The 25074-nt window shown below is 67.1% G+C and carries 21 protein-coding genes; 3 read left to right on the forward strand and 18 right to left on the reverse strand.

Annotation, left to right across the window (positions count from 1 at the left end; all coding sequences use genetic code 11):
* Window positions 1-3: 3 nt before the first annotated feature.
* Window positions 4-933, reverse strand: a complete 930-nt coding sequence (locus tag JZY91_RS07335; protein WP_234947217.1) for an RluA family pseudouridine synthase — start codon at window positions 931-933, stop codon at window positions 4-6.
* On the reverse strand, window positions 930-1457 hold the full coding sequence (gene lspA, locus JZY91_RS07340; protein WP_234947218.1) for a signal peptidase II: 528 nt from the start codon (window positions 1455-1457) through the stop codon (window positions 930-932). Before lspA ends, JZY91_RS07335 begins: the two co-directional genes overlap by 4 nt.
* Before the next feature lie 43 nt (window positions 1458-1500).
* On the opposite strand from lspA, the gene JZY91_RS07345 reads away from it, so the two are divergent.
* Window positions 1501-2490 (forward strand): DUF6263 family protein, encoded by a 990-nt coding sequence (locus JZY91_RS07345; RefSeq protein ID WP_234947219.1) that lies wholly within the window; start codon window positions 1501-1503, stop codon window positions 2488-2490.
* Window positions 2490-4187 carry an ABC-F family ATP-binding cassette domain-containing protein gene (locus JZY91_RS07350; RefSeq protein WP_234947220.1) on the forward strand — a complete coding sequence of 566 codons (1698 nt, stop codon included), beginning with the start codon at window positions 2490-2492 and terminating at the stop codon, window positions 4185-4187. The genes JZY91_RS07345 and JZY91_RS07350 overlap by 1 nt, the downstream gene beginning before the upstream one ends.
* 7 nt (window positions 4188-4194) lie before the next feature.
* Here the strand turns inward: JZY91_RS07350 and JZY91_RS07355 are convergent, their stop codons facing one another.
* Complete coding sequence (locus tag JZY91_RS07355; RefSeq protein ID WP_234949091.1) at window positions 4195-4749, reverse strand: hypothetical protein; 555 nt, start codon at window positions 4747-4749, stop codon at window positions 4195-4197.
* 152 nt (window positions 4750-4901) lie between these two features.
* Here JZY91_RS07355 and JZY91_RS07360 point away from each other — a divergent pair, with 152 nt between their 5' ends.
* Window positions 4902-5822 (forward strand): asparaginase, encoded by a 921-nt coding sequence (locus JZY91_RS07360; RefSeq protein WP_234947221.1) that lies wholly within the window; start codon window positions 4902-4904, stop codon window positions 5820-5822.
* Here JZY91_RS07360 and JZY91_RS07365 read toward each other — a convergent pair.
* From JZY91_RS07365 to mraY, 15 genes are all read right to left on the reverse strand, one after another.
* On the reverse strand, window positions 5802-7190 hold the full coding sequence (locus JZY91_RS07365; protein WP_234947222.1) for a DNA polymerase IV: 1389 nt from the start codon (window positions 7188-7190) through the stop codon (window positions 5802-5804). The genes JZY91_RS07360 and JZY91_RS07365 overlap by 21 nt on opposite strands.
* Before the next feature lie 87 nt (window positions 7191-7277).
* Window positions 7278-8804 carry an HNH endonuclease signature motif containing protein gene (locus tag JZY91_RS07370; RefSeq protein ID WP_234947223.1) on the reverse strand — a complete coding sequence of 509 codons (1527 nt, stop codon included), beginning with the start codon at window positions 8802-8804 and terminating at the stop codon, window positions 7278-7280.
* Between the two features lie 566 nt (window positions 8805-9370).
* Window positions 9371-12553 carry an isoleucine--tRNA ligase gene (gene ileS, locus JZY91_RS07375; protein ID WP_234947224.1) on the reverse strand — a complete coding sequence of 1061 codons (3183 nt, stop codon included), beginning with the start codon at window positions 12551-12553 and terminating at the stop codon, window positions 9371-9373.
* A gap of 224 nt (window positions 12554-12777) precedes the next feature.
* Window positions 12778-13779, reverse strand: coding sequence for a DivIVA domain-containing protein (locus tag JZY91_RS07380; RefSeq protein ID WP_234947225.1), 1002 nt, complete (start codon window positions 13777-13779; stop codon window positions 12778-12780).
* Between the two features lie 75 nt (window positions 13780-13854).
* Window positions 13855-14166 carry a YggT family protein gene (locus JZY91_RS07385; RefSeq protein WP_234947226.1) on the reverse strand — a complete coding sequence of 104 codons (312 nt, stop codon included), beginning with the start codon at window positions 14164-14166 and terminating at the stop codon, window positions 13855-13857.
* 21 nt (window positions 14167-14187) lie between these two features.
* Complete coding sequence (locus JZY91_RS07390; protein ID WP_234947227.1) at window positions 14188-14655, reverse strand: cell division protein SepF; 468 nt, start codon at window positions 14653-14655, stop codon at window positions 14188-14190.
* A 61-nt stretch (window positions 14656-14716) separates the two neighbouring features.
* Complete coding sequence (locus JZY91_RS07395; RefSeq protein WP_234947228.1) at window positions 14717-15436, reverse strand: YggS family pyridoxal phosphate-dependent enzyme; 720 nt, start codon at window positions 15434-15436, stop codon at window positions 14717-14719.
* Window positions 15433-16164 (reverse strand): peptidoglycan editing factor PgeF, encoded by a 732-nt coding sequence (gene pgeF, locus JZY91_RS07400; protein WP_234947229.1) that lies wholly within the window; start codon window positions 16162-16164, stop codon window positions 15433-15435. Before pgeF ends, JZY91_RS07395 begins: the two co-directional genes overlap by 4 nt.
* On the reverse strand, window positions 16164-17387 hold the full coding sequence (gene ftsZ, locus JZY91_RS07405) for a cell division protein FtsZ (protein ID WP_234947230.1): 1224 nt from the start codon (window positions 17385-17387) through the stop codon (window positions 16164-16166). Before ftsZ ends, pgeF begins: the two co-directional genes overlap by 1 nt.
* A 158-nt stretch (window positions 17388-17545) precedes the next feature.
* Complete coding sequence (locus JZY91_RS07410) at window positions 17546-18301, reverse strand: cell division protein FtsQ/DivIB (protein ID WP_234947231.1); 756 nt, start codon at window positions 18299-18301, stop codon at window positions 17546-17548.
* A 3-nt stretch (window positions 18302-18304) separates the two neighbouring features.
* On the reverse strand, window positions 18305-19756 hold the full coding sequence (murC, locus tag JZY91_RS07415; protein WP_234947232.1) for a UDP-N-acetylmuramate--L-alanine ligase: 1452 nt from the start codon (window positions 19754-19756) through the stop codon (window positions 18305-18307).
* A gap of 5 nt (window positions 19757-19761) precedes the next feature.
* Window positions 19762-20853, reverse strand: coding sequence for a glycosyltransferase (locus JZY91_RS07420; RefSeq protein WP_234947233.1), 1092 nt, complete (start codon window positions 20851-20853; stop codon window positions 19762-19764).
* Between the two features lie 28 nt (window positions 20854-20881).
* Window positions 20882-22492 carry an FtsW/RodA/SpoVE family cell cycle protein gene (locus JZY91_RS07425; protein WP_370639205.1) on the reverse strand — a complete coding sequence of 537 codons (1611 nt, stop codon included), beginning with the start codon at window positions 22490-22492 and terminating at the stop codon, window positions 20882-20884.
* 61 nt (window positions 22493-22553) lie between these two features.
* Window positions 22554-23981: a UDP-N-acetylmuramoyl-L-alanine--D-glutamate ligase gene (gene murD, locus JZY91_RS07430; protein WP_234947234.1), complete on the reverse strand. Its 1428-nt coding sequence runs from the start codon at window positions 23979-23981 to the stop codon at window positions 22554-22556.
* Complete coding sequence (gene mraY, locus JZY91_RS07435; RefSeq protein ID WP_234947235.1) at window positions 23951-25057, reverse strand: phospho-N-acetylmuramoyl-pentapeptide-transferase; 1107 nt, start codon at window positions 25055-25057, stop codon at window positions 23951-23953. Before mraY ends, murD begins: the two co-directional genes overlap by 31 nt.
* Window positions 25058-25074: the final 17 nt, after the last annotated feature.

Below are 25074 nucleotides of genomic sequence, written 5' to 3' on the forward strand. Positions count from 1 at the left end.
CGCCTACCCCTGCCTGATCACGTCGAGGGCGTGCTGGAGGTCCGCCGGATACGGCGAGGAGACCTCCATGTAGTCGCCGGTACGCGGATGGTTGAAGCCCAGGGTGGTGGCGTGCAGCCACTGACGGTTCAGGCCGAGGTGCTTGGACAGCGTCGGATCCGAGCCGTACATCGGGTCGCCCACGCACGGGTGGCCGATGGCGGACATGTGCACGCGGATCTGGTGCGTGCGGCCCGTCTCCAGGTGGACTTCGAGCAGGCTGGCGCGGCGAAACGCCTCGGTGACTTCGTAATGGGTGACGCTCGGGCGGCCGTCGTCCGTCACGGCGAATTTCCAGCCGCTGGACGGGTGGCGGCCAATCGGCGCGTCGATCGTGCCCACGATCGGGTCGGGCAAGCCCTGCACCACCGCGTGGTACGTCTTATCCACCGTGCGCTCCTTGAACGCACGCTTGAGCACGGAGTACCCCGGGATGCTGGCGGCCACCACCATCACGCCAGAGGTGCCCACGTCCAGGCGCTGGACTATGCCTTTGCGCTCGGGCGGGCCGGCGTCGGGAAGCGTGAAGCCCATGGCCTGCAGTCCCCCCACCACCGTCGGCCCCTCCCAGCCCAGGGTGGGGTGCGCGGCAACGCCGACTGGCTTATCGACGGCAATGACATCCTCGTCCTGATACAGAATGGTCAGCCCCTCGACGTGCTCCACCACCGGCTCCGGCGCGGCCTTGGGCTCCGGCAGCGTGGCCTCCAGCATGGTGCCGGCGGTGAGGCGGTCAGACTTTTGCACCGGCACCGCGTCCACCAGCACGTCTCCCGCCGCGATCATCTCCGCGGCGGACGCGCGCGAAACCCCGAAAAGCTTGGCCAGCGCGGCATCGACCCGCATCCCAGCTAGCCCCTCCGGCACGGGCAGCGAACGGTACTCCCCGCTCATCGCGCCGGCTCCGCTGTGCTTGGCTCCCCCGTGCCCGGCTCATCTGGCCCGAAGAACATGGCGGCGACGAACACCACCACGCCGACGGTAATGCAGGCATCCGCGATATTGAACACCGCGAAGTTGCCCACGGAGATGTAATCCACCACGTGGCCGAACCAGAATCCCGGCTCCCGGAACAGCCTGTCGCACAGGTTGCCCACCGCGCCGCCGGCGATCAGCCCCAGGCCCAGCGCCTCCCATCGGTTGGGCAGGCTGCGGGAAAAGTACAGCGCCGCGATGGGGAAGATGAGCTGGATGGTGGTGAACAGCCAGGTCATGTTCTGCCCCATGGAAAAGGACGCGCCGGGGTTGAACAGCAGGTAGAAGCGGAACCAGTCACCGATTACGGGTACCGGCACGCCTGGTTCCAGGTAGTGCAGCATGAGCTGCTTCACCGCTTGATCCACCACGGCAATGACAACCATGAGCGCCGCGACGGGCGCGAGGTAGCTGCGGGCGGACACGGGCTTGGTCTGGTTCATCACCGCAACACTGTAGTCGGTGGGTCTGCGGTAGGTTCAAAGCGTGTTTACCAAGCTCGACCCACCCCGCCGCCGGGCCTGCGCCACGCTGGCCGCAGCACTTCTCGCGCCTCTAGGCGTGAGCGCCTGCTCCACTGCGGAACCCGACCCGTTCGAGGGGATCCCGGCGTTTGCCGTAGATACCCCCGCCGTCACCGTGATTGAGGAGGGTGACAACCCGCAGCAGCTGCGCTACAGCGATGCGGCCGGGTCTGCAGCCGAGCCCTGGCAGACCACCGTGGAGGTGGCGGGCGGTGTGGCGCAGTCCGTGGCACCGCTTGGCGCGGACGTGGCGGAAGCCCCCGCCGGCGGCGATGTCATGGCGACGACGCTGCCGCTGACCCTGACCGCCTCCCCTGCCGCAGATCCCGGCGAGGGCGAGCAGCCGGCCGCGCGCAGCGTGCTGGTGGAGGCCGGCGCCGGCAAGCACTCGGACCTGGCCCTGGGCAAAGAAATTGCCTCCGCGGAAGGCTTCCTCATGCGCTGGCGCGCCGCCGAAACCGGCCTGATTTCCACGGTGCAGCTCCTCGCCCCGGCTGATTCCCCGGAGGCCGGCCGCCAGGCTGTGGAGTCCGCGTTGCTGCGCATCATGTCCGCCGCCGTGGTCTTCCCCGAGGATCCGGTTGGCATCGGCGGCTCCTGGACGGTGGAGGGCCGCATCACCGGCGACACGACGATGCGCCGCACCACCACGTACACGGTCACGCGTATCGACGGCACCTTGATCGACCTCGACGTCGCCGTCGAGGAGCGCCCCACCCAGCAGGCGATCAAGATTGACAACCAGGTCGCGGGCGAGTTGGACGGGCAGACGCTGACAGTCGCCGGCACTTCGACCACCTCAGAGGGGAAGATCACGGTCGATCTCTCCCGCCCGCTGCCGGTTGACGGCCGTGTCGCCGCCACCACGCGCCTGGTGTACTCCGGCGAGGGCAGCGAATTCGGCGTTGTTCAGGACATTACCTCCGCGGTCACGTACGGAAAGGACAGCTGATGGTTGCCCCGCTGCACATTGGCTTAGACGGCATCTCATTTTCCTACCCCGGCGGGCACCGCGTGCTCACCGACATTTCCTTCGCCGTGCCCTCCGGCTCCGTCACCGGCCTGATCGGCGAGAACGGTGCCGGCAAGTCCACGCTGCTGGGCATCATCTCGGGCGAGCTCACCCCGGATGCCGGCACGCTGATCACCCCGCCGGTGACAGGTTTCATCGCCCAGGAGACCTCGCTGCCGTTCACCGAGCCGGCGAGCATGCTGATCGACCAGGCTGTGGCGGAGCTGCGCCAGGTGGAGACCGACATCGCCGAGCTATCCGGCCGCATGGCGGAGGAGCCGGACAACGCCGCCCTGGCCGACGCGTTTGACCGCGCCCTCGCCCGCGCGGAGAACTCCGGCGTATGGGAGCTCGATGCCCGCATCGCCACCGTGCTGGCCGGCCTCGGCCTGGCCAACGTGTCCCTGGACACGCCGCTCGGCGAGATGTCCGGCGGCCAGCGCCGCCGTTTCGCGCTGGCCACGCTGCTGCTGCGGCCCGTGGACGCAATGGTGCTGGACGAGCCGACGAACCACCTGGACGACGAAGCCGTGGACTTCCTCATCGGCGAACTCGAGGCGTTCAAGGGTCCCGTCCTCGCCGCTTCGCACGACCGCTACTTCCTCGATTCCGCCTGCGACGCCATCGTTGACCTGGATCCCGGCCTTGGCGCCGAGGGCGGCTACGGCGAGGAAACCCGTCAGGGCGCGAAGTTCACCGGCTCCTTCTCGGACTACCTCACCGCCCGCGAGCAGCGCCGCCACCGCTGGGAGACGGACTACGCCGCCCAAGAGCACGAGCGCGCCCGGTTGGAGAAGGCCGCCGACCAGACGGCGGAGGACATTTTCCACTCGCAGGACAACAAGACCGAGACCCGCGCCGCAGCCAAGTTCTACGCGGACCGCGCCGCCAAGACCGTGGGCAACCGCCGCCGCGCCGCCGAGCAGCGACTGGACAACCTGGAGCGCCTTGCCATCCCCGCACCGCCGGAGCGCCTGCGGTTCACTGGGGTGCCGCCGCACCAGGCAACGTCGATAGGCGTGCCCGCCGTGACCGCGATCAACCTCCGCGTGCCGGACCGCCTCATGCCGCTGAGCATCAAGGTGCAGCCCGGCCAGCAACTCCTGGTGGAGGGCCCGAATGGCTCCGGCAAGTCCACCCTGCTCAAGATCATCGACGGCACGCTCACGGACTACGAGGGCGAGCTGATCATCCCCGAGGAGCTCACCGTCGCCCGCCTGGAGCAGGACGACACGTGGCACGACCTTGACGCCACCGCCGCCGAGGTGTTCGCGCGCCACACACCCGACGGTGCCCCCGATCTGGTGGCAATGGGGCTGATGACCCCCGAGCAGGCCGCGAAAAAGCTCGGCGACCTCTCGCTTGGCCAGCGCCGCCGCGTCTCCCTCGGCATCATTCTGGCGTCCCCGCCGGACCTTTTGCTTCTCGACGAACCGACGAACCACCTCTCCCTCGCCCTCGCCGAGGAGCTGGAGCAGGCGCTTGTGGATTTCACCGGCACCGTCATCATCACCAGCCACGACCGCTGGGTGCGCCGCCAGTGGCGCCGGCGCATGGCGCAACACGATTCCCGCGCCCGCATCCTCACCCTGGCCACGATGTGGACGGACGAGGTGTGGCGCGAAGACCGCGACTAGCTAGCGGCTACAGTCCCGGAGCCGGTGCCGGTGCCTCTGCCGGCGGCGCATCCACCGGCGCGGGCGCAACCGGCGCGTTCGCGTTGCACATCGCCGGCACCTGCTCCGGTGCGAGCGTGCTGGAGATCAGGTTGCAGGCCCACTGCTGGGACAGCTTCCAGTGGCCGTCCTCGTGCACAAAAGTGACGTCGTTAATCAGCGTCGGCTCCGCACCCGGCTGCACGAGGTTGACTGCGGCGAGCACCTGGTTCGGCTCGAAGCCCGGCAGCACCGGGTCCACAACCTGGAACGTCGCGCCGGACTCCATCTGGGACTGCGACATCACGTCAAACAGCTCCGGCACGTTTTCACCGCCCTGCACGGTGAGCATGCGCTCCTCGATCGGCAGGTTCGGGTCCGCCGCGCGCTGGATCACCCCGTTCAGCTCCTCCACCGTCGGCAGCTGGGCAACCGGAGCCGCTTGCGTTTCGACGGTCGCAGCCGACGTCGTCTCCGCAGTCGTCGACGCTGCAGTGTCAGCATCGTCGGAGCAGGCGGCAGCGCCCATCCCCAGACCCAGCATGATGATGGCGGCGGCAATCTTGCGTGCGTTCACGAGCTCTCCTTGGTTTTTCGACGGCGTACAGCTCAACGTGATCAACTCCGCCCAGACTAACCCCTCACCGCCAGCGAATCCCAACCGACACCCACGCCACATCTGGCACGCTAGTACCTATGGACCCGTTCGTTCTTGTCATTTCCACCGGCGGCACCATCGCATCCACCGCCGACACCACCGGCGCCCGTGTGCCCACCCTCACCGGCGAAGAGCTGGTCCGCCGCTGCGACACCGATGCCAACGTCCGCGTCTACGATGCCGCCAACTTGGACTCCTCCTCCATCACTCTCGCCGACTTAGACCTGCTGAGCGACCTGGTGCGCCGCGCGCTCGCCGACGCCCAAATATCCGGCATCGTCCTCACCCACGGCACCGACTCGATGGCCGAAACTGCCCTCGCCCTCGACCTGGTCCACGACGATCCGCGTCCCGTCATCCTCACCGGTGCCCAGCGCCCGGCGGATGACCCGCACCCGGACGGACCCGAGAACCTCCGCCGCGCCATCGAAGCCGCCGGCGACCGCCTGCGCCGCGGCATGGGCGTGCTTGTCCATTTCGCCGGCGAGACGCTGCCGGCCCGAGGCCTCTACAAAGCCTCTACCGAGGATCTTGGCGCGTTCGCCCTCACCAGCGAGCGTTCCCAACCCCGCCCCGCCGCTGTTCCGCGCTCCGAGCTGGCGGGCCTTAACGTGCCTATCCTGCGAGCCTGGCCCGGCGCGGACGCGACGATCGTGGACGCCGTCGCCGCCTCGTGCCCAGACGGACTTGTCATCGAGGCCCTCGGCTCCGGCAACGTCTCCGGGCAAATGGGCGAGGCCATCGGCCGCGCCGTCGCTGGCGGCATCCCTGTCGTCATCGCCACTTCCGTGCCGCGCGGCGCCGTCACATTCGCATACGGCGGTACCGGCGGCGGATCGACCCTCGGCGAGCTCGGTGCCCTCCCCGCCGGCTACTTGAGCCCCGGCCAGGCCCGCATCGCCCTCCTCACGGCTCTGGCTGCCGGCGTAGATCCGGCCTTAACCATCGCCGCGCTCTAGCCACTCCCGCCAATCAAGCGAGTCCAGTGGGTCGGCGGGGGTGAGCAAGGGATCGTCGGCACGCAAGCTCTTGATCCTGCCCGGCCCACTCGCGCGCGTTTCAAAGCGGACGGTGACCCACCCCTTCCCCGCGCCCTGGACCCAGCCGTGGCCGTACTCGGGGTGGAACACGTCCTGCGTGGCCTGCCACTGCCCGGGTTTCGGTGCTGCAGTGCTGACGACGTCCACCTCGGGCCCCGCGGTGTGGTCGCTCACCCCGGACTCATACTCCGTGCTCACCCGCGTCGGCCTCACGATCTCTTGGTCAAGCTCAGGGAACAGCACGTCCTGCAGCGATTCCTCCAGCCCGGAGTAGCTCACCCCCACCAGCCGAATCGGCCCCACCTCATCGGGGTAACGCACGATCTTGAACGCGGTGGCCAAGAGCGTATCCGCGTCATCTGTCGCGTACGGCAGCGTCGCCGAGCGGGACTCGATATGAAAGTCGCTCATCTTCAGCTTCACCGTCACCGTGCGCGCCCCGCGCCCGTCCTTCACCAATCTCCTGTGCGACTCCGCCGCCGCCCGCTTCAGCGCCGCATCCACCTCCGGCGCGGTGGTCAGATCCTGCGGGTACGTGTGCTCCGACGAAATCTGCTTCGCCTCAGCCCGCGGTGCCACCGGCCGCTCGTCCACACCCCGCGCCAGGTGCCACAATTGCTTGCCGACGACACCCCCCAACGCAATCTCCACCTCCTTCTCCGTGAGCTCCGCCAGGTCACCGATCGTTTCGATCCCCGCCGCCGCGAGTTTCGCTCCCGTCACCGGGCCCACGCCCCAGAGCTCCCCCACCGGCAGCGGGTGCAGGATGTCAAGCTGCTCGGCGTGCGGGATGACAAACACGCCGTCCGGCTTCGCCAGCCCCGACCCGATCTTGGCGTATTGCTTTCCGCTGCCCGCCCCGATCGAGCTCGGCAGCCCAGTCTCCTTCTTGATCTCTGCTCTGAGCTCGTTGGCCCAGGTGGTGACTTGCTCCGGGGAAGCGTCGATAAGCTGCGCAGGCTCCATGAACGCCTCGTCGATGCTGAGTTGCTCAACCACCTCCACGTGCCGGGCGATGATTTCGAACACGCGGCGCGATGCCGCGGCGTACACCGGCCTGCGCGGCGCCACCAGCACCGCCTGCGGCCCCACGAGCCGCGCCGCCCGGTGCGTGGGCATGGCGGAGCGCGCGCCGTACTTGCGCGCCTCATAGCTCGCTCCGGCTACCACCCCGCGCCCGCTCACGCCTGCCACGAGCACGGGGCGGCCTTTGAGCGTGGGCCGGGTGAGCTGCTCACAGGAGGCGTAAAACGCGTCCATGTCGATGTGCAGCACCCAGCGAGGCATGGCGTTCACCGTACCCGCCTGCGCCGCGACGGCGTACGCTGCGACGGCGTACGCTGAGCTAGCGTGCGCTGAGCTGGCGTGCGCGGCCTACGGGCTTGGCACATCGACAATGGGCAACTGCGCCGCTTGTGTGAGTTCCGGCAGGCTGTGGTTGTAGGAGGTGTACCGGGAGCCGTCCGAAAAGGCGAACTCAATGTCCCGCCCGTACGAAGTGACGGTGATGTTGCCGTGGCTGACCTGGGAGTGGCAGCTGGAACACAGCGGGATCAAATTCTCGATGTCGGTGGAGCCGCCCTCCGCCCAATCTCGGATGTGGTGAATCTCCATGAAGCGGGAGTGCGTGCAGCCCGGCATCGCGCATTGGTAACCCCACAGTTCCAGCAGGGCCTTGATTTGCCCGTCCGACGCTGTGCGACGCTTCCGCCCGTAGTGGAGAGTGACACCGGACGAGCTGAGCAGGTGCGCGCGGGCGAGCGCGTTGTGCACGTAGCCGGTGAGCACACGACTGGGGATCTGGGGATTCTGCGGCATCCATGCGCGCCCGTCCTCGGTGACGATGATGCTCACATCCGCCCCCGGTGCCCGGGTCGCAGCGATCGGTTGAGCCCGCACAATGTTGAGCATCGCGATAAACGCGGCGTACAGGTTCTGCTTCTGGGGCGGGCCGAAGCGAGACGGCACGCGGAAAATCTCCTCCGCACCCATCTTGATGCTTTTCCGCGGAGGCTGCGTCATCACCGCAGGTCGCGCCTCTTCTGGCGGGGTGTCGGATTCCTCGTCCTCGAACGACGTGTCCCCGAACGCAGCGTCTATCCAGGTGTCTTCTTCTTCAACCATGTCCTGTGCTTCACCCCCGTCCTGTTCTCGAACCTCAGTCGCGTCTTCTGGCCCCGGTGCGGCGCAATCTCCTCCGTCGAAAAGCAGATCGTCCTCACACACCCCGTTTTCGGGATCCCCGCCTCCAGCCTCCGCTGAGTGCGCCATTGCCTCCGCTATGAGAGCGCGGAGTTGCCCCGAGTCAGCTGCGGTGTGGCCGTTGAGAACCAGCTCGGCAATCTTCAGCGCGGACTCCAAATACGCGCCTACGACGGGAGGAATGAGGTAGTCGCCGAAAACCATTCCGTCCGCGCGACGTTTGAGCGTAAAGAAGGGATCATCTGGGTTCTTACCTTCCCCGCTCTTGCTGTCCACACCCGCCAGAGCCTTCTTCAACTCGCTAAAACATAGCCGTCTGGCCAGCTCAACTAGCTGAAGCTCGTTTTCCTCGGTGACATACTCGATGAGAAACCGAACGGTGGAGTAAGGAATGTCCCCCTCGCGAAACGCCTCCGCGAGCACTGTATAAACACGCAGCGCGCGCCCCACACGGACATATTCGTATGCGGTAGAAGTCCGGTAACGGAGCTCCCGCTCGAGCCAGCTACCCGTGCTAGCGGCGCCGAAAAGGCCAGCTAATTCAAGTGCATCAAATTCGGCAATGCTGTTAAGTAAGTCCGCCTTCGCCTTGTTTGATCGAACGGAGTGCGTTTGAATATCGCGCGCAATTGCCTCCGCGTGCTTCTTCATCTCGGCACGGCTTTTCGTTCCGCCCGGGCCCGTAAATGTAGTGGTCATAGCGTGTTTCCTGTCCTGCTCGGTTTGTGTTTGCGATCAGGGTAAAACACGCTCCCAACCCACGTTCGCTTTAAATAGAACATCCATTCGAACAGCAAAATACTCTGGGCACTTTCGGGGCAGCCACTACCCACCACACCTTTCCGCACTGCGGAGAACCTTCACGTGAGACTTGAGACTCTTTCCGCACTGCGGAGAACCTTCACGTGAGACTTGAGGGTTGGGGCTCGACCGGGTTAGGCACCGGGAGTGCCCCTACCCCGTCCAAAACCCCGCGCTTTCCGCACTGCGGAGAACCTTCACGTGAGACTTGAGGGTTGGGCTCGGCCGGGGGTAAGGCACCGGGGAGTGCCCCTACCCCGTCCAAACCCCGCGCTTTCCGCACTGCAGAGAACCATCACGTGAGACTTGAGGGTTGGGCTCGGCCGGGTTGGGTGCGGGCGAGCGTCGTAAAGCAAAGGCCCCGCCTGGGGCCACGGACTGAGCCGAGCCTGGCGGGGCGCGAGAAGAGCGCAGGGAGTGCAGGAAGCGCGGGCGCTCGCTGGGGGCTAATGCTTCACGACGCTCTATTGCTTCACGACGCTCGCGGTCACGCCCTCGATGACCGGCTGGGCGCCGTCGATGGGCTCGGTGCCGACCTTGAAGTCGGTGGCGAGGGTCTCGGCGGCGACGTGGTCGGCGTGGCGCTCGGCCCACTCGACGCGGTCGGCGGGGACGACGAGGCGGACGGCGATGCGGTCCGAAACCGCGAAGCCGGCTTGCTTGCGGGCGTCCTGGAGTCCGCGGATGACGTCGGCGGCCCAGCCCTCGGCCTCGAGTTCCTCGGTGACCTCAGTGTCAAGGACGACTAGGCCCACGGTGCCGTCGGCGGACTCGACGCGCGCGGTGCTGTCCGGGTTCACGGCGACGAGGCGCTCGGTGAAGAGCTCGGGCGTGAGGATGATGTCGCCGTCAACCACCACGTTCTCGCCCTCGCGGACGTAGTTGCCCGCCTTGACGTTCTTGATCGCGCGCTGCACGTCCTTGCCCAGCTGCGGGCCGGCGACCTTGGCGTTGACAACCACCTCGAAGCTGCCGGCGGCGTCCACATCCTCGGTGAGCTCGACTTCCTTGACGTTGACCTCGTCGCGGATGACGGCGGCGAAATCGGCCAGGTCACCGGCGTGCGGCAGCGCCACGGTGAGCTTCGGCAGCGGCAGGCGGTTACGCAGCTTGCGGGCCTTGCGCACCGAAGACGCGGCGGAGCAGACGGCGCGGGTGGAGTCCATGGTGGCTACCAGTGCGTCGTCGGCAGGCAGCTGCTCCGCGGCTGGGAAGTCGGTGAGGTGCACGGAGCGCTCGCCCGTCAGGCCGCGCCAGATCACCTCGGAGATGTACGGCAGCAGCGGCGCGACGGCGCGGCACGTGACCTCAAGCACCGTGTACAGGGTGTTGAAGGCCTCCGGGTGCGCCTCCTGGCCCTCCCAGAAACGGTCACGGGAACGGCGGACGTACCAGTTGGTCAGGGTGTCGGCGAACTGGCGCACTTCCTCGCAGGCGTCGGCGATGCGGACCTCGTCGAGGGCGGCGCCAACGCCGGCCACCATGTCGTGCGTCTTGGCCAGGATGTAGCGATCCAGCACGTCGGTGGAATCCACGGACCACTTCGCGTCCTCCGAGCTGTAGAGCTGCAGGAAGGTGTAGGCGTTCCAGATCGGCAGGATTGCCTGGCGCACGCCTTCGCGGATGCCCTGCTCGGTGACAATCAGGTTGCCGCCGCGCAGGATCGGGGATGCCATGAGGAACCAGCGCATGGCGTCGGAGCCGTCGCGGTCGAAGACCTCGTTGACGTTCGGGTAGTTACCCTTGGACTTGGACATCTTCAGGCCGTCGTTGCCAAGCACGATGCCGTGGGCGACCACCTTCTTGAACGCGACACGGTCAAACAGCGCAGTGGAAAGCACGTGCTGGACGTAGAACCAGCCGCGGGACTGGCCGGAGTACTCCACGATGAAGTCCGCCGGCTGGCGCACATCGTGCTCCTCCACGTTCTCAAACGGGTAGTGGTACTGCGCAAACGGCATGGAGCCGGACTCGAACCAGCAGTCCAGCACGTCCGGCACGCGGCGCATGGTGGACTGGCCCGTCGGATCATCCGGGTTCGGGCGGGTCAGCTCGTCGATGTACGGGCGGTGCAGGGACGTCGGGCGCACGCCGAAGTCGCGCTCCAGCTCATCGAGGGAACCGTACACGTCCACGCGCGGGTACTCCGGGTTATCCGACACCCACGCCGGCACCGGGGAGCCCCAGTAGCGGGTACGCGAGATGTTCCAGTCGCGTGCGCCCTCGAGCCACTTGCCAAACTGGCCGTCGCGCATGTGGGACGGGATCCAGTCAATCTCCTGATTCAGCTCCACCATGCGGTCGCGGATGTCCGTGACCTTGACAAACCATGCGGGCAGCGCCATGTAGATCAGCGGCTCGCCGGAACGCCAGGAGTGCGGGTAGGAGTGGACGATCGTCTGGTCGCGCAGCACGCGGTCGCGCGCCCGCAGGTCGCGGATGATGTCGCGGTTCGCGTCGAACACCAGCTTGCCCTGGTAGTCCGGCACCAGCGAGGTGAACTTGCCGTCCGCGTCCACGGGGATGACCAGCGGGATGTTGTAGCGCTCGCAGGTCACCATATCGTCCTCACCAAACGCGGGCGCCTGGTGAACGATGCCGGTGCCGTCCTCGGTGGTCACGTAGTCCGCGTTGAGCACCATGAACGCGTTCTCGGTGTCGCGGAAGTAGTCGAACACCGGCTCATACTCCAGGCCCTCCAGCTGGCCGCCGGTAAACGTCGCCAGCACCTCAGGCTTTTCGCCGAGCTCCTTGGCGTAGGCTCCCACAAGGTCTGCGGCTAGGAGCACTCGCTTGCCGACGAACGCTTCCACGCCATCCTCCGCCACGGCAACCAGCGCGTATTCCACCTCGGGGTGGACGGCGAGGGCCAGGTTGGACGGCAAGGTCCACGGGGTGGTGGTCCAGGCGATAGCGCAAGCGTCGTGAAGCAAGGGCTCCTGAGCCCACGTCTCAGCGGCGGGGAAGCCGTCGCGGGCGCCGGTGAACGGGAGCGTGACGGTGACGGTGGGGTCCTGGCGCTCGCTGTAGGAGTCGTCCAGGCGCGTTTCCTGGTTGGAAAGCGGGGTGTGTTCGGCCCAGGAGTACGGCAGGACGCGGAAGCCCTGGTAGATCAGGCCCTTGTCATAGAGCTCCTTGAACGCCCACATGACGGACTCCATGTACTCCAGGTCCATCGTCTTGTAGCCGTTGGCGAAGTCCACCCAGCGGGCCTGGCGGGTGACGTAGTTCTCCCACTCGTCCGCGTAGTGCATGACGGACTTGCCGCAGTACTCGTTGAACTTCTCCAGGCCCATGTCCTCGATCTGGGCCTTGTCCGTGATGCCGAGCTGCTTCTCCGCCTCAAGCTCGGCGGGCAGGCCGTGGCAGTCCCAGCCGAAGACGCGCGGGACGTGGTAGCCGGCCTGGGTGCGGTAACGGGGGACGATGTCCTTCACGTAGCCGGTAAGCAGGTGGCCGTAGTGCGGCAAGCCGTTTGCAAACGGCGGGCCGTCGTTGAACACGTACTCCTCGCAGCCCTCGCGGTTCTCCAGCGAGGCCTGGAACGTGTTGTCCTGGTTCCAATAGGCCAGCACCTGCTGCTCCATCTCCGGGAACGAGGTGCTGCCACCAGTCATGTCAGCTTTGGGGTAGACGCCGCCAACCATGGGTATTCCTCCACAACTTCAGTCGTGCAGGGACGCGGCCTTGCGCGGCCACGCGGTACCACCCTGCTTGGACCTGTTGCCAGGCCCCGCTTCATTGATGTGAAGGAAGTGACGTCTCCCATATGTACGTCCGGTTCTAATAAGCATTGCTGCCGTTCTTCCGGAACGCTCCCCGGTGATGGCCGGATCATTGCGTGTTGGGGGCTAAGTATAGCCCCCCTTTCCTACTTTTCGCCGCTCGGTGCAGCGGTGCCGCGGGACTCCAGCTCCTCGAGCTGGGAGGTCAGCAGCGTCTTCAGGCGAGTGCGGTACTCGCGCTCGAAGGTGCGCAGCTCCGCAATACGGTTCTCCAGCGCGGTCTGCTGCTGCTTCACCGTGTTCATAATTTCGGTGTGCTTGCGCTCCGCCTCAGCCTGGAGGTGCTTTGCCTTCTCCTCAGCCTGGCGGATCTGAGCCTCTGCGCGGGAGTTGGCGTCCGAGGTAGTCTCCTCTGCCTTCTTCTCCGCGTCCTGCACCAGCTTGGTGGCGCGCTGCTCAGCCTGGGAAGTAGTCTCCTGAGCCTTACGCTGCGCATCCTCGAGCTGCTTCTTGGAGGCGGTGTCTGCCTCGCTCAGCTGGCGCTCAGCTGCGGTGCGGGCCTCCTCGAGCATGGTCTGCGCCTCTGCCTGCGCGTCAGAGGTCAGGCGCTCCGCCATCTCCTGGGCCAGGCCGAGCACCTTGGCTGCCTGCACATGGGTCTCGGGGGAAGCAGCGCCTGCGGCACGAGCCGGGGCGGCCGGCTTCTCGGCCGGGGCAGCAGCGGCGGCCTTCTTGGCCTCTGCCACACGCTGATCTGCGTTGCGGGAAGCTTCCTCCGCCTGCTGGCGAGCCTTCTGCGCCTCTTCCTTCGCAGCGGCAACCTCGGACTGCGCCTTCTCCTGCGCCTGCTGCGCCTTGGTCAGGCGCTCCTGGTACTCCTTACGCAGCTCCTCTTCCACGGAACGGCGCAGCGCAGCCTCATCGACCTCGCTGCCGCGGGCTGGAGTAGCAGCTGCGGCCGGCTTGGAGCCAGCGGCGCTGAGCTCCTCAACGCGCGCACGAAGATCGTCGTTCTCATCCTGCAACTGGGCGAGGGTGTCTTCTACGAGATCGAGGAACTGATCTACCTCATCCTCGTTGTAGCCCCGCTTACCAATTGGTGGCTTGCTGAAAGCGACATTGTGCACGTCTGCTGGTGTCAGCGGCATTGGCGTTCCCTTCACGTTAGGTTTCTTGCACTATTTCTAACAGTTATACCCGCACTATGGAGCGCACGTTGAACTTTAGACTCCAAGCGCGGGCCGGATAAGCAGGAGCTGGATCAGCGTCTGGATGATTGCCAGGCCAAAGAACAGCACAATCACGCTGAGGTCCAGGCCCACGCCGCCGCCCAACCGCAGGGGCGGGATCAGGCGTCGCAATGCCTTGACCGGCGGGTCCGTGATCACAAACAACGGCTCCGCCACCAGCACAAACCAGCGAGGCGGGTCGAAGTGTTTAGAGAAGGACTGAATCATCTCGACGATGATGCGGATGATCACCACGAGCATGTACAGCCCGACAAGGGCGTAGAGGATACTGCCGAAAATTGCCACGGCTCAAGGCTAGCGGATGGGCTAGTCCAGGCGGGCAGCGCGCTTCAGCTCGGCAGTGGTGATGCGGGCGTTCTCCGGGATGATGGCGAAGACGCGGCGGCGGGAACCGGTGCCCTTCGCTAGGTTCTGCATGCTGCCGCGCAGCGCGAAGCAGAGGCCGGCAGCAAAGTCCACGACGCGCTTTGCGTCCGCCGCGTCGAGGTCGGTGAGGTCCATGATCACCGCATCGCCGTCGCGGAACGGCTCGCCGATCTCCTTCGCGTCGTTGTAGGAACGCGGGGCGGTGGAGACGATCTCCGGGGTGAAGGAACGCGGCTCGCGCACAACGTGCTCCGGGCGGGCCGGGCGCTCGAGGCGGTCGGTGCCGTGCGCGGTCTCGCGGGTGTCGCGCGGGTCGCGGTACTGCTGGTCATCCTCGTAGTAGGCGTCATCGCCGTCGTTGTAGGGGCCGAGGCCGAAGAATTCCTTTGCGCTGCCGATGAAGGACATTTTTGGGTTGCTCCTCGCGGTGTGACGAATGTGAAATCTGGGGTTTGTACTGGTGTTTTGCTTAGATTACGGGCCGCGGTCCGAACACTGCGGTTCCGACACGCACGATGTCGGACCCGCACGCAATCGCGTCTTCGAAGTCGCCGGACATGCCCGCCGAGAAGGTCAGGGGGCGGCTGAGGCGCTGCGAATAATCGTCGGTAAGCGTGCGAACGTGCTCGAACACGGCGCGCGGCTCGGCGTCGAGCGGCGGGACCACCATGAACCCCGCGAACTCGAGGTGCTGGGCCGCCTCGACGGAGTCGATCAGCTCGGGCAGGTCCGGCTCCGCGATACCGCCGCGGGAGGTGTCGCCGTCCGCGGAAAGCTGGATCAGGCACGGCAAGCTTGACGACGCTTCGGGGCGATCGCCCCGCTCCAGCGCCAGCGCCATGCCGCGGTCCAGGCCGTTTGCGAGCTTGACGCTGTCGAGGGAGTGGACCTCCGCCGCCCAGCGGGCAACCGCGTTGGCCTTCTTGGACTGGATCTGGCCGATCATGGCGATGCCGCAGTCCACGCCCCTCTCGGTCAGGGCCTGAGCCTTGTCGCGGGCCTCCTGCTCGCGGTTCTCCCCCACCATCGTGATGCCGAGCTCGCGCACGGCGACGATCGCTTCGACGGGATGGAACTTGCTCACAGGCAAGAGCGCGACGCTGCCTTCGGGGCGGCCGGCCGCCCGTTCCGCGGCGTGAATGCGCTCGCGGACTGCGGCGAGATTGCCGGCAATGTCGCCGGCAATCATTGAGCTACCCCCGTCAGCCAGACCACGCCGGCCTGGCGCCCGGTGGTGCCCTCGCGGCGGTAGGAGAAGAAATCGGTGTCCGTGATGGTGTCGCGGGGATCCGCATCCACGTGGGTGACACCCATGGACAACAGCTGGCGCACCAGGCCCGCCCGGATGTCCAGGCCGGTGGTGCCCTTCGCGGTTTTCGTGCGGGACCCGGGCAGGTGCTTTTCCACGTCTGCCGCCATATCCGCCGGCACCTCGTAAGACGCGCCGGATGCCGCCGGGCCCAGGAGCGCCTGGATGTTGGCGGGGTTCGCCCCTAGCTCCTGCATGGTTTCCACGGTGCGGCGGACAATGCCGTTGCGGGCACCGAGGCGGCCCGCGTGGGCGGCGGCCACCACGCCGGCCGCGTGGTCGGACAGCAGGACCGGGACGCAGTCCGCCACCAGCACGGTCAGGGCCAGGCCGACCTGGGTGGTTACCACCGCGTCGGTGGCTTCGACCGGCTCGGGCTGCGGAGCGTCGACGACAGTGACCGTGTTGGTGTGCAGCTGCTCCATCCAGACAAACTGGCTGGGTTCCAGGCCGAGCACGTGCGCAAGGCGCTCGCGGTTCGCCGCCACGTCCTCTGGCTTATCGCCCACGTGGTCGCCCAGGTTGAAGGAGTCGTACGGGGACGACGACACCCCGCCGGCACGGCTAGTGAACACCATGCGGACGGGGCGGGTGGTCGGGTCTGCCATTAGCGCAGGAAGTCCGGCACGTCGACATCAAAGTCGTCGTCGAAGCCGCCGCTGCGGCGGTCATCGCGGCGCTCTTCGCTGGTGAACAGGCCGGAACGCTGCGGCTCGTAGCGGTGGCGGGCCTGGTAGTCGTCGTTCGCGCGGTCGGAGCGATCGTCGAAAAGCGAGCCGCGAGCGGGCGCCGGAGTAGCAGTCTCGGAGGCGGGAGCCTGCTCGACGGTCACCGCGGTGGAGCCGGAAACCTCGCCCTGGGCGGGAGCGTCCGGGAGCTTGTTGGCCTTCTCGTCGAAGCCGGTGGCGATGATGGTCACGCGGACCTCGTCGCCCAAGTTGTCGTCGATGATGGTGCCGAAGATGATGTTCGCGTCATCGTCCGCCTTCTCCTCCACGATGGATGCGGCGGAGTGCACCTCCTGTAGGCCCAGGTCGGAGCCGCCCGCGATGGAGAGCAGCACGCCCTTGGCGCCTTCCATGGTGGATTCCAGCAGCGGGGAGTTGATGGCCTGCTCGGTGGCGGACATGACGCGGTTTTCGCCGCGCGCGGAGCCGACACCCATGAGCGCGGAGCCGGCATCTGCCATGACGGAGCGCACGTCAGCGAAGTCCACGTTGATCATGCCCGGGATGGTGATCAGGTTGGTGATGCCCTGGACACCGTTGAACAGCACCTCGTCGGCGGCGCGGAAGGCGTCCATCATGGACAGCTCTGCGTCGCCGAGCTGCAGCAGGCGGTCGTTCGGGATGACGATGACGGTGTCGCAGACTTCCTTCAGGTTCTCAATGCCCTCGAGCGCCTGGCGGGTGCGGCGCTTGCCTTCGAAGGTGAACGGGCGGGTGACCACGCCGATGGTCAGCGCGCCCATCTTCTTGGCAATGCCCGCGACAACCGGGGCTGCGCCGGTGCCGGTGCCGCCGCCCTCGCCGGCGGTGACAAACACCATGTCGGAGCCCTTGAGGGACTCCTCGATCTCCTGCTTGTGGTCCTCCGCGCTGGTGCGGCCCACCTCCGGGTTCGCGCCGGCACCGAGGCCGCGGGTGGCCTCGCGGCCGATGTCGAGCTTGGTGTCTGCGTCGGTAAACAGCAGCGCCTGGGAGTCGGTGTTGATGGCGACGAATTCGACGCCCTTCAGGCCCTCCTCGATCATGCGGTTGACGGCGTTAACGCCGCCGCCGCCGACACCGACGACGCGGATCATGGCGAGGTAGTTAGCGGGAGAGGTCATGAGGTAGGTCTCGCCTTTCGATGTTTTTCAAAACGGGCAAACGGGGGTTGGTTGCTCCCATCTTGTGTGACGAGTTGAAAATTTCCGTGTTTTGGGTCGGCGTGTCACAACCCTAAACCTCAACTTTAGGGTTGTGACCTGGGGTTTTGCGCCAAGCGCTAGCGGCTTGTCACCAATTGGGGGTTAGCGATGTTGAATTCGCTGCCCTCCATCTGCAGCACCGTCTCCAGCGCCAGCGCCTTATTCGCGTTGTCCTCGCTCGCCCCCCAGTGCACCGTGCGCCCGTCCACGGTCCGCAGGACATAGTCGTACTTCCCCGCCTCCAGCGCCGCGATTTCGCCCCGGGAGCGATCGCTTATCGACGACGCAATTTCCACCGCCCGAGCAAGCGAAACCTCATTATCCGGCGCGGTGCCGATGATCTCGATCGCGTCCGCCGGCGGCTCCGCCACCAGGAAATCCTTGCCCTCGCGGTTAATGAGGTGGGCGCCGTCCGCTTCGGTGATGAACGCGACGGCGACGTGCTCCTCCAACGTCACGTCGATGGTGCTCGGCCACGAGCGCGACACGGTCACCGTTTTCACCCACGGGTCCGAGGCGACGCGATGCGCCGCGCCACTCACATCCACCCGGCCCATCGGCGTATCCGGCGCGATGCCCGTCAGCGCCTCCACGTGGTCCGCCGCCAGGACGCGGTTGCCCTCCACCGTGACGCCGCGCACCGGCATGACCGGGGTGAACGGCGCAGCGGCGGCAAGGGCTGCAACCAGCGCGACGCACCCAGCGATCGACCACATCGCGCGGCGGCGCTTGGGGCGCGCGGGCGCGGGCGCCGGCGCGGCGGTGGGCTCATCCGGCGCGGCCGGCTCTGGCGCGGGTTCTGGCGGCGGGGTGGCCCCGAGCTTGGTGGACACCGGTTACTCCCCCGCGTTGGCTGGTTCCGCGAGGGCGGCGAGGATTTCGTCGGCAAGCAGCGTGACGCTCCCGGCGCCCATGGTGAACACCACGTCTCCGGGGCGGGTGAGCTCGGCGACGGTGGCAGGCGCTGCGGAGAAGTCCGGCTCGTAGCGCACCTCGGACGTGATGCCGTCGGTGATGATGCGCGAGGTCACGCCCTCAACCGGCGCCTCGCGGGCGCCGAAGATGTCCAGCACCACGCAGGCGTCCGCGAGCGAGAGGGCCTCCGCGAATTCGGCCGCGAACTCCTGGGTGCGGGAGTACAGGTGCGGCTGGAAGCACACCACCACGCGGGCGCCGTTGCCCTCGGCCTCGACCTTCTCTCGGGCGGCAGTGAGCACGGCGGCAACCTCGGTGGGGTGGTGCGCGTAATCGTCGTACACGCGGGCGCCGGTGTATGGGCCGGCCGTGAGCTCGCCCTTGAGCTCGAAGCGGCGGCGTACGCCGGTGAAGTCGCTCAAACCCGCCGCCAGGTCAGCCGGTGCGGCACCGACAAGCACGCCGGAGAGGAGCGCTGCTGCGGAGTTGAGCACCATGTGGCGCCCCGGCACTGCCAAGGTGTAGTCCACGCTCTCCCCCGCCGCGAGCTGCACCGTGACGGCAACGGAGGCGCCTCGCAGCTCCTCGGCGGTGATGATCGCGCCGGCGGGAATGTCCGCGTGGGCGGCAGCGGCCGCCGCGGTGCCGTAGCCGGCGACGTTAATGCCGCGCGCGAGTGCGCGGCGGCCGCATTCCGCCGCGTTGTCGTCGTCCAAGCAGACCACCAAGTGGCCGTGCTCGCTCACGCGGTCCGCGAAATCGTCGAACACGGCGAAGTAGGCCTCCGCAGTGCCGAAGTAGTCCAGGTGGTCCGGCTCAATGTTTGTCACCACTGCAACGTCCGGGCTGTAGCGCAAAAGCGACGCGTCCGACTCGTCCGCCTCCGCCACAAAGACCTCGCCAGCGCCGTGGTGGGCGTTCGTGCCCGCGCGGTTGAGCTGCCCGCCGATGGCAAAGGAGGGATCCAGGCCCGCGGCCTGCAGCGCCACCACAGTCATTGAGGTGGTGGAGGTCTTGCCGTGGGTGCCGGCCAACAAAACTTGGGTGTAGCCCTCCATCAACTCCGCCAGAAGGTCGGAGCGGCGCAGCACCGGGATGCCCTCCACCTCCGCGCGCACCAACTCCGGGTTGTCTTTGGGGATGGCGGCGAAGCTGGTCACCACGACGGTGGGCAGTTCACCTGCCAGCTCGAGGTTTTCCGGCGCGTGGCCGACGGCAATGGTCGCGCCTTGGGTGCGCAGGGCGCGCACCGGGCGTGAGTCCTTCACGTCGGAGCCCGTGACCACGTAGCCGCGGTCCAGCAGGATGTGGGCGATGCCGGACATGCCGGCGCCGCCGATGCCGATCATGTGGACGCGGGAAAGATCAGTCATTGCTCCTACTTCGTGTGCTTGTTTGTCGCGGCCGCAACAATCTTGGCCGCAATCTGCTCCGCTACATCGCCCGCGCCGGATTCCGCCAAAGCATCGCGCATGGAGGTAAGGCGGGCATCGTCGCCCAGAATCGCCGTGACGGTGTCGATGAGGGTCTGGGAGGTCAGCTCGCTATCGTCGATACGCACGGCGGCCCCGGTGGACACCAGGTGCGCCGAGTTGAGGCCCTGCTCGCCGTTGCCGTGCGGCAGCGGGACGTAGATGGCGGGCAGACCGGCGGCAGAATTCTCCGCCACCGTCATCGCGCCGGAACGGCACACCACCAGGTCCGCGACGGCAAGTGCCGCCTCCATGTCGTCGATGTACGGCAGCGCGGTGTAGTGCTCGCGCGGCGGCGGCGCATCGTTCTTCCGGCCGTAGGCGTGGAGGACCTGAAAACCTTCGCTGACAAGCGTGTCCACCGCGCCCTCCAGGGCCTGGTTGATGCGCACCGCGCCCTGGGACCCGCCGGTGACCAGCAATGTCTTGCGCGCAGGATCAAGGTTGAAGGTCTTGTATCCGCGCTCCGCCTTCGCACCGTCTGAATCAACCCCGACGCCTGGGCGCACGGGGATGCCAACCACCTCCCCGTCCATGCCGGAGCCGGCGACAGCGTTGAGGCCGGTGCCGCCGAGGCGCACACCCATCTTGTTGGCCATGCCGGCGAGCGCATTCGTCTCCAGCACGAAGAACGGGATGCGCAGGGAGCGCGCGGCGAGGTACGCGGACGCGGCCACATAGCCGCCGGTGCCGAAGACAGCCTGCGCGCCCGCATCCTTGAGTACCTTGCGCGTCTGGTTCACGCTCTTGGTCAGCTTCGCCGGGACGCCGAGCAGCTTCACCGGCTGGCGGCGCGGGATGGGCACCGGGTCAATCAACTGCAACTCAAAACCGCGCGCGGGCACGATGGAGGTTTCCAGCCCCCGCTCCGTACCCAGCGCCACCACGTTCGCGCCGTAGGTGTCTCGCAGCACCTCGCCCACGGCAAGCGCCGGCTCAATGTGGCCGGCAGTGCCGCCACCTGCAACAACAATGCTCAGCGGCTGTCCGGTATCCATACTTCAGCCCTTTCTCAATCCGGAAGGCTTAGCCCGCGCGGCGCATGTCCGCGGAGCGTACGCGTTGCTGGCCATCGTAACGCGGGGCCTTGCGTGCCGACGCTCGGTTCCCCGCCGCCACCGGCGTACCGTAGCGGGCCTCGCGGTCCTGGCGCTGGCGGGCAGGGCGGCGCTGCTGCTGGGTGGGACGCTGTTGCTGTCCCGTGTGCTGCCGGCTGCGCGGCTGCTGGCCAGCCCGCGGCTGCTGGCCAGCGCGCGGCTGCTGACCGGCGCGCTCGCGCGGGGCGCTCTCGCGGACAGGGCGGCGTGCGGCTTTAAGCTGGGCCGGCGCTTTCGGCTCTGCGATACCCAGGACGCGGTCGAAAGTCGGGCGCCCGTGGTTCTGCATGGAAGAAATCGCGTCCGGCTCGTGGCGCGCCACGGAGGCGAGCACGCCCATGCCGGCAAGGGTGATGATGGCGGAGGTGCCGCCGGCAGACAGCATGGGCAGCTGGATGCCGGTCACCGGAAGCAGGCCGACGACGTAGCCGATGTTGATGAACGCCTGGGAAACCACGCCGGCCGTCAGCGCGGCGGCCATCAGGGCCTGGAACTGGTTCTGGGCGCGGCGGGCGGTGCGCAGGCCGAAGTAGCCCAGCAGGGCGAAAAGGATGATGACCAGGGCGCCGCCCCACAGGCCAAGCTCCTCGCCGATGACGGCGAAGATGAAGTCGTTTCGCGCCTCCGGCAGGTAGAACCACTTGGCGCGGGACTGTCCGAGGCCGACGCCGAACAAGGAGCCGTCGGCAAGCGAAAGAAAGCCCTGGTGCGATTGGAAGGCGACGCCGCGGGTGTCCTCGAACTTGCCGAAGAGCGCGTCGAAGTACACGTGGAAGCGGTTGGAGCGGAAGCCGCCGGAGAGGAATTCGAAGACCATCACCAGCAGGCCGCCGATGGCCGCGATACCGATCGCGGTCCAGGACACGCCGGCGAACAGCAGGATGAAGGCGACGACGATGGAGAAGGACACGGCCATGCCCAGGTCGCCCTGCGCGGCGATGAGCAGCACGCAGATGAACGCGACGATGAGGAATAGCGGGAAGCCGTTGTTGGCCTTGAACAGGCGCTTCGGGTCGCGGCCGGCGAGGACCTGCGCGCCCCAGATGGCGATGGCGACGCGAGCAACCTCCGAGGGCTGCAGGCGCAGCGGGCCAACGACAATCCAGGACTGGGAGCCCACTTCTTCTTTACCTGTGCCGATGCCCGGGATGAGCACGGCGATGAGCAGCAGAACTGCCAGGGCCATGATCAGGCCGGAGAAGCGTCGCAGCTTTTCAGGAGGGGTGTTCAGCGCGACCCAGAACGCGAACAGGCCGACGGAGACCATCACGGTTTGGCGCAGCGCCTGGGACCACACGGAGGAGGACACGGCGAACGATGTGGCCATCGAGGAGCTCATCACCATCACAATGCCCAATCCGGCCAGGATGAGGACGATGGTGCGGATCATCGTATAGTCCAGCTGCGGGCGCGCCTCCATTGCGGCGTGGAGCTTGCGGGAGGCGCGCGCGATCCCTGACTCGGGAGGACGTACGGGGCGCGAGGGCCGCAACGATGCCGCCTCGGCGCGAGTTGCCTTGTGGGACTCACGAACCGTCATGGGTGCCTTTCGCTCTGGGAGGTCGCTCTGGGAGGGGTAAAGCTCTAGTTGAGGTTACTCCTTAGCAGTGTCTCATTGCCGCAGCCGCAAACTCGTTGCCACGCGCCGACATTCCGGAATACATGTCCAGGCTGGCTGCAGCCGGCGCGAGCAGCACCGTGTCGCCCGGCTGCGCCTGCGCAGCGGCGAATTCGCACACGGCATCCATTGCCGCGACCGGGTCGGTTGAGTCGGTGACAAAGACGGGCACACCTGGCGCGAGGCGCTCCACCGCCTCCCGCAGGATCTCCCGGTCCACGCCGAGGAGGGCCACCGCCCGGAACTGGTTCGCGTGCGCCGCGATGAGCTCATCCACCGCCGCGCCCTTGAGCTGGCCGCCGGCAACCCACACCACGGTGCCGGCGCCGGTAAGGGCCGAATCCGCCGCGTGCGGGTTGGTTGCCTTGGAGTTATCCACCCAGTCCACCCCACCGGCCGAGTGCACCACCGCGCCCCGGTGGCCCTCCACGCGGTACGCGTGCAGCGCGGCCTGGATATGCTTCGGCTCTGCTCCCTGGGTCAGCGCCACGGCGGCGGCCGCCAGCGCGTCCAGGATGCCTGCAGCACCAGCCGGTTCGATGCCGTCGGCGGAAGCGAGGTCCACCGCCGCGCCGCCGATGCGGGAGACCAGCCGGCCGCCTTCCACGCCGACTTGGCCCGCGGCGGGTGCGCTGAGGGTGAAGCCGATGATGTCCTCGCGTCCGCTGGCGGCAACCAGGTTGCGCACGTGCTGGTCGTCCACGCCGGCAACCGCCCTCGCGGCCGCGAGTACCCGCGCCTTTGCGGCGGCGTAGTGCTCGAAGCTGCCGTGCCAATCAATGTGGTCGTCCGCCAGGTTGAGCAGCACGCCGGCGTCCGGGGTGAGCTCGGTGGACCAGAAGAGCTGGAAGCTGGACAGTTCCGCCACCAGCACGTCCACGCGGTCCTTAGCCGTCAGCGCGTCCGCGACGGCGATGCCGATGTTGCCGCAGGCCCGCGCGCGCTTGCCGGTGTCCTTGCCAAGCTCCTGCATCATCGCGGCGAGCATGCCCGTGGTGGTGGTTTTGCCGTTGGTGCCGGTGACCACCAGCCAGTCGCGCGGGACGCCGAACACGCCTGCGCGGTCCAGGCGGTAGCAGGCTTCCACGTCGCCGATGACGTCGAGGCCGGCCAAGGCGGCGTCGACAAGCAAGGGCGAATCCGGGCGCCACCCGGGGGACGTAACCACGGTGCGGATGCGGGCGAAGTGCTCCCGCGCCTGGGCGGTGGTGACGGCGGTGACCCCGGTTGCCGCAGTGGCGCGCTCGCGGCCGGCGGGGTTGTCGTCGGCGAGGATGACCTCGATGCCCTGGCTGGTCAGCAGTTTGGTGATGCCGATGCCGGACACACCGGCACCGGCGACGATTACACCGCCGGCAAGTTCTGCAGGAATGACGGGGTTCACAGGTGCGCGCCGATCTGGCTCAGCCACTCACCGTAGAACGCCGCGAGGCCGAAAGCGCAGGCCATGGAGGCGATCAGCCAGAAGCGGATCACCACCGTGGTCTCCGCCCAGCCGCTGCGCTCGAAGTGGTGGTGGAACGGCGCCATCTTGAACACGCGCTTACCGGTGGTCTTGAAGGAGGCGACCTGGATGACCACGGACGCAGCCTCGATGACGAAGAGCGCGCCGATGATCACCATCAGCAGCTCCGTGCGGGAGCACACGGATAGGCCGGCGACTAGGCCGCCGAGGGCCAGCGAACCGGTGTCGCCCATGAAGATCTTTGCCGGTGCGGCGTTCCACCAGAGGAAGCCCATGCAGGCACCGAAACCGGAGATGGCCAGCACCGCCAGCTCCAGCGGGTCGCGAACCGAGTAGCAGCCCGGCGCGGCACCCGCCTCGCAGGAGTTCCGGAACTGCCAGAAGGTGATGAAGGTGTAGGCAGTCATCACCAGCGCGGTGCTGCCGGCAGCGAGGCCGTCCAGGCCGTCGGTCAGGTTCACCGCGTTGGACCAGGCGGCAAGCAGGAGGTAGATGAACACCAGGAAAAGAATGGTGCCGATGATGCCGCCGCCCACGGCGATGTTCAGCGTCTCAATGTCGCGCGTGAAGCTCAAGAACGTCGAGCCCGGGGTGAGCCCGTTCGCGTCCGGGAAGCGGGTGATCAGCAGGCCGAAGATGATGGCGATGGCCAGCTGGGCCACCAGCTTGGCCGTCTTGTTCAGGCCCAGGTTGCGCTTGAGGAAGAGCTTGATGCCGTCATCCGCAAAGCCCACCAGGCCGAGGGACAGGGTCAGCCCAAGCACAATCAGGCCGGATGCGGTGAAGCCGGCGTGCCCGCCCGCAACAGCCACGATGGCGCTAACCAAGTAACCCATGGTGATGCCCAGCAGGATGGCGATGCCGCCCATGGTTGGCGTGCCGCGCTTCTTGGCGTGCCACTGCGGGCCGTCCTCGCGGATCTCCTGGCCCATCTCGCGGCGGTGGAAGTACCTGATCAAAAGCGGGGTGGTGAAAATGGTGACCAGGAAGCTGACTATTCCTGCGATGATGAGCTGAACCATGACCTCACAAACCCTCT

The sequence above is a fragment of the Corynebacterium sp. CNCTC7651 genome, from assembly GCF_021496665.1.
In the GTDB taxonomy this organism is placed as follows: Bacteria; Actinomycetota; Actinomycetes; order Mycobacteriales; family Mycobacteriaceae; genus Corynebacterium.

Excerpts from the sequence above, each read along its gene's own strand:
- JZY91_RS07335 (WP_234947217.1), bottom strand. The coding sequence starts at position 933 with ATGAGCGGGGAGTACCGTTCGCTGCCCGTGCCGGAGGGGCTAGCTGGG.
- lspA (WP_234947218.1), bottom strand. The coding sequence starts at position 1,457 with ATGAACCAGACCAAGCCCGTGTCCGCCCGCAGCTACCTCGCGCCCGTC.
- JZY91_RS07350 (WP_234947220.1), top strand. The coding sequence starts at position 2,490 with ATGGTTGCCCCGCTGCACATTGGCTTAGACGGCATCTCATTTTCCTAC.
- JZY91_RS07355 (WP_234949091.1), bottom strand. The coding sequence starts at position 4,749 with ATGCTGGGTCTGGGGATGGGCGCTGCCGCCTGCTCCGACGATGCTGAC.
- JZY91_RS07360 (WP_234947221.1), top strand. The coding sequence starts at position 4,902 with ATGGACCCGTTCGTTCTTGTCATTTCCACCGGCGGCACCATCGCATCC.
- JZY91_RS07365 (WP_234947222.1), bottom strand. The coding sequence starts at position 7,190 with ATGCCTCGCTGGGTGCTGCACATCGACATGGACGCGTTTTACGCCTCC.
- JZY91_RS07370 (WP_234947223.1), bottom strand. The coding sequence starts at position 8,804 with ATGACCACTACATTTACGGGCCCGGGCGGAACGAAAAGCCGTGCCGAG.
- ileS (WP_234947224.1), bottom strand. The coding sequence starts at position 12,553 with ATGGTTGGCGGCGTCTACCCCAAAGCTGACATGACTGGTGGCAGCACC.
- JZY91_RS07380 (WP_234947225.1), bottom strand. The coding sequence starts at position 13,779 with ATGCCGCTGACACCAGCAGACGTGCACAATGTCGCTTTCAGCAAGCCA.
- JZY91_RS07390 (WP_234947227.1), bottom strand. The coding sequence starts at position 14,655 with ATGTCCTTCATCGGCAGCGCAAAGGAATTCTTCGGCCTCGGCCCCTAC.
- JZY91_RS07395 (WP_234947228.1), bottom strand. The coding sequence starts at position 15,436 with ATGATTGCCGGCGACATTGCCGGCAATCTCGCCGCAGTCCGCGAGCGC.
- pgeF (WP_234947229.1), bottom strand. The coding sequence starts at position 16,164 with ATGGCAGACCCGACCACCCGCCCCGTCCGCATGGTGTTCACTAGCCGT.
- ftsZ (WP_234947230.1), bottom strand. The coding sequence starts at position 17,387 with ATGACCTCTCCCGCTAACTACCTCGCCATGATCCGCGTCGTCGGTGTC.
- murC (WP_234947232.1), bottom strand. The coding sequence starts at position 19,756 with ATGACTGATCTTTCCCGCGTCCACATGATCGGCATCGGCGGCGCCGGC.
- JZY91_RS07420 (WP_234947233.1), bottom strand. The coding sequence starts at position 20,853 with ATGGATACCGGACAGCCGCTGAGCATTGTTGTTGCAGGTGGCGGCACT.
- JZY91_RS07425 (WP_370639205.1), bottom strand. The coding sequence starts at position 22,492 with ATGACGGTTCGTGAGTCCCACAAGGCAACTCGCGCCGAGGCGGCATCG.
- mraY (WP_234947235.1), bottom strand. The coding sequence starts at position 25,057 with ATGGTTCAGCTCATCATCGCAGGAATAGTCAGCTTCCTGGTCACCATT.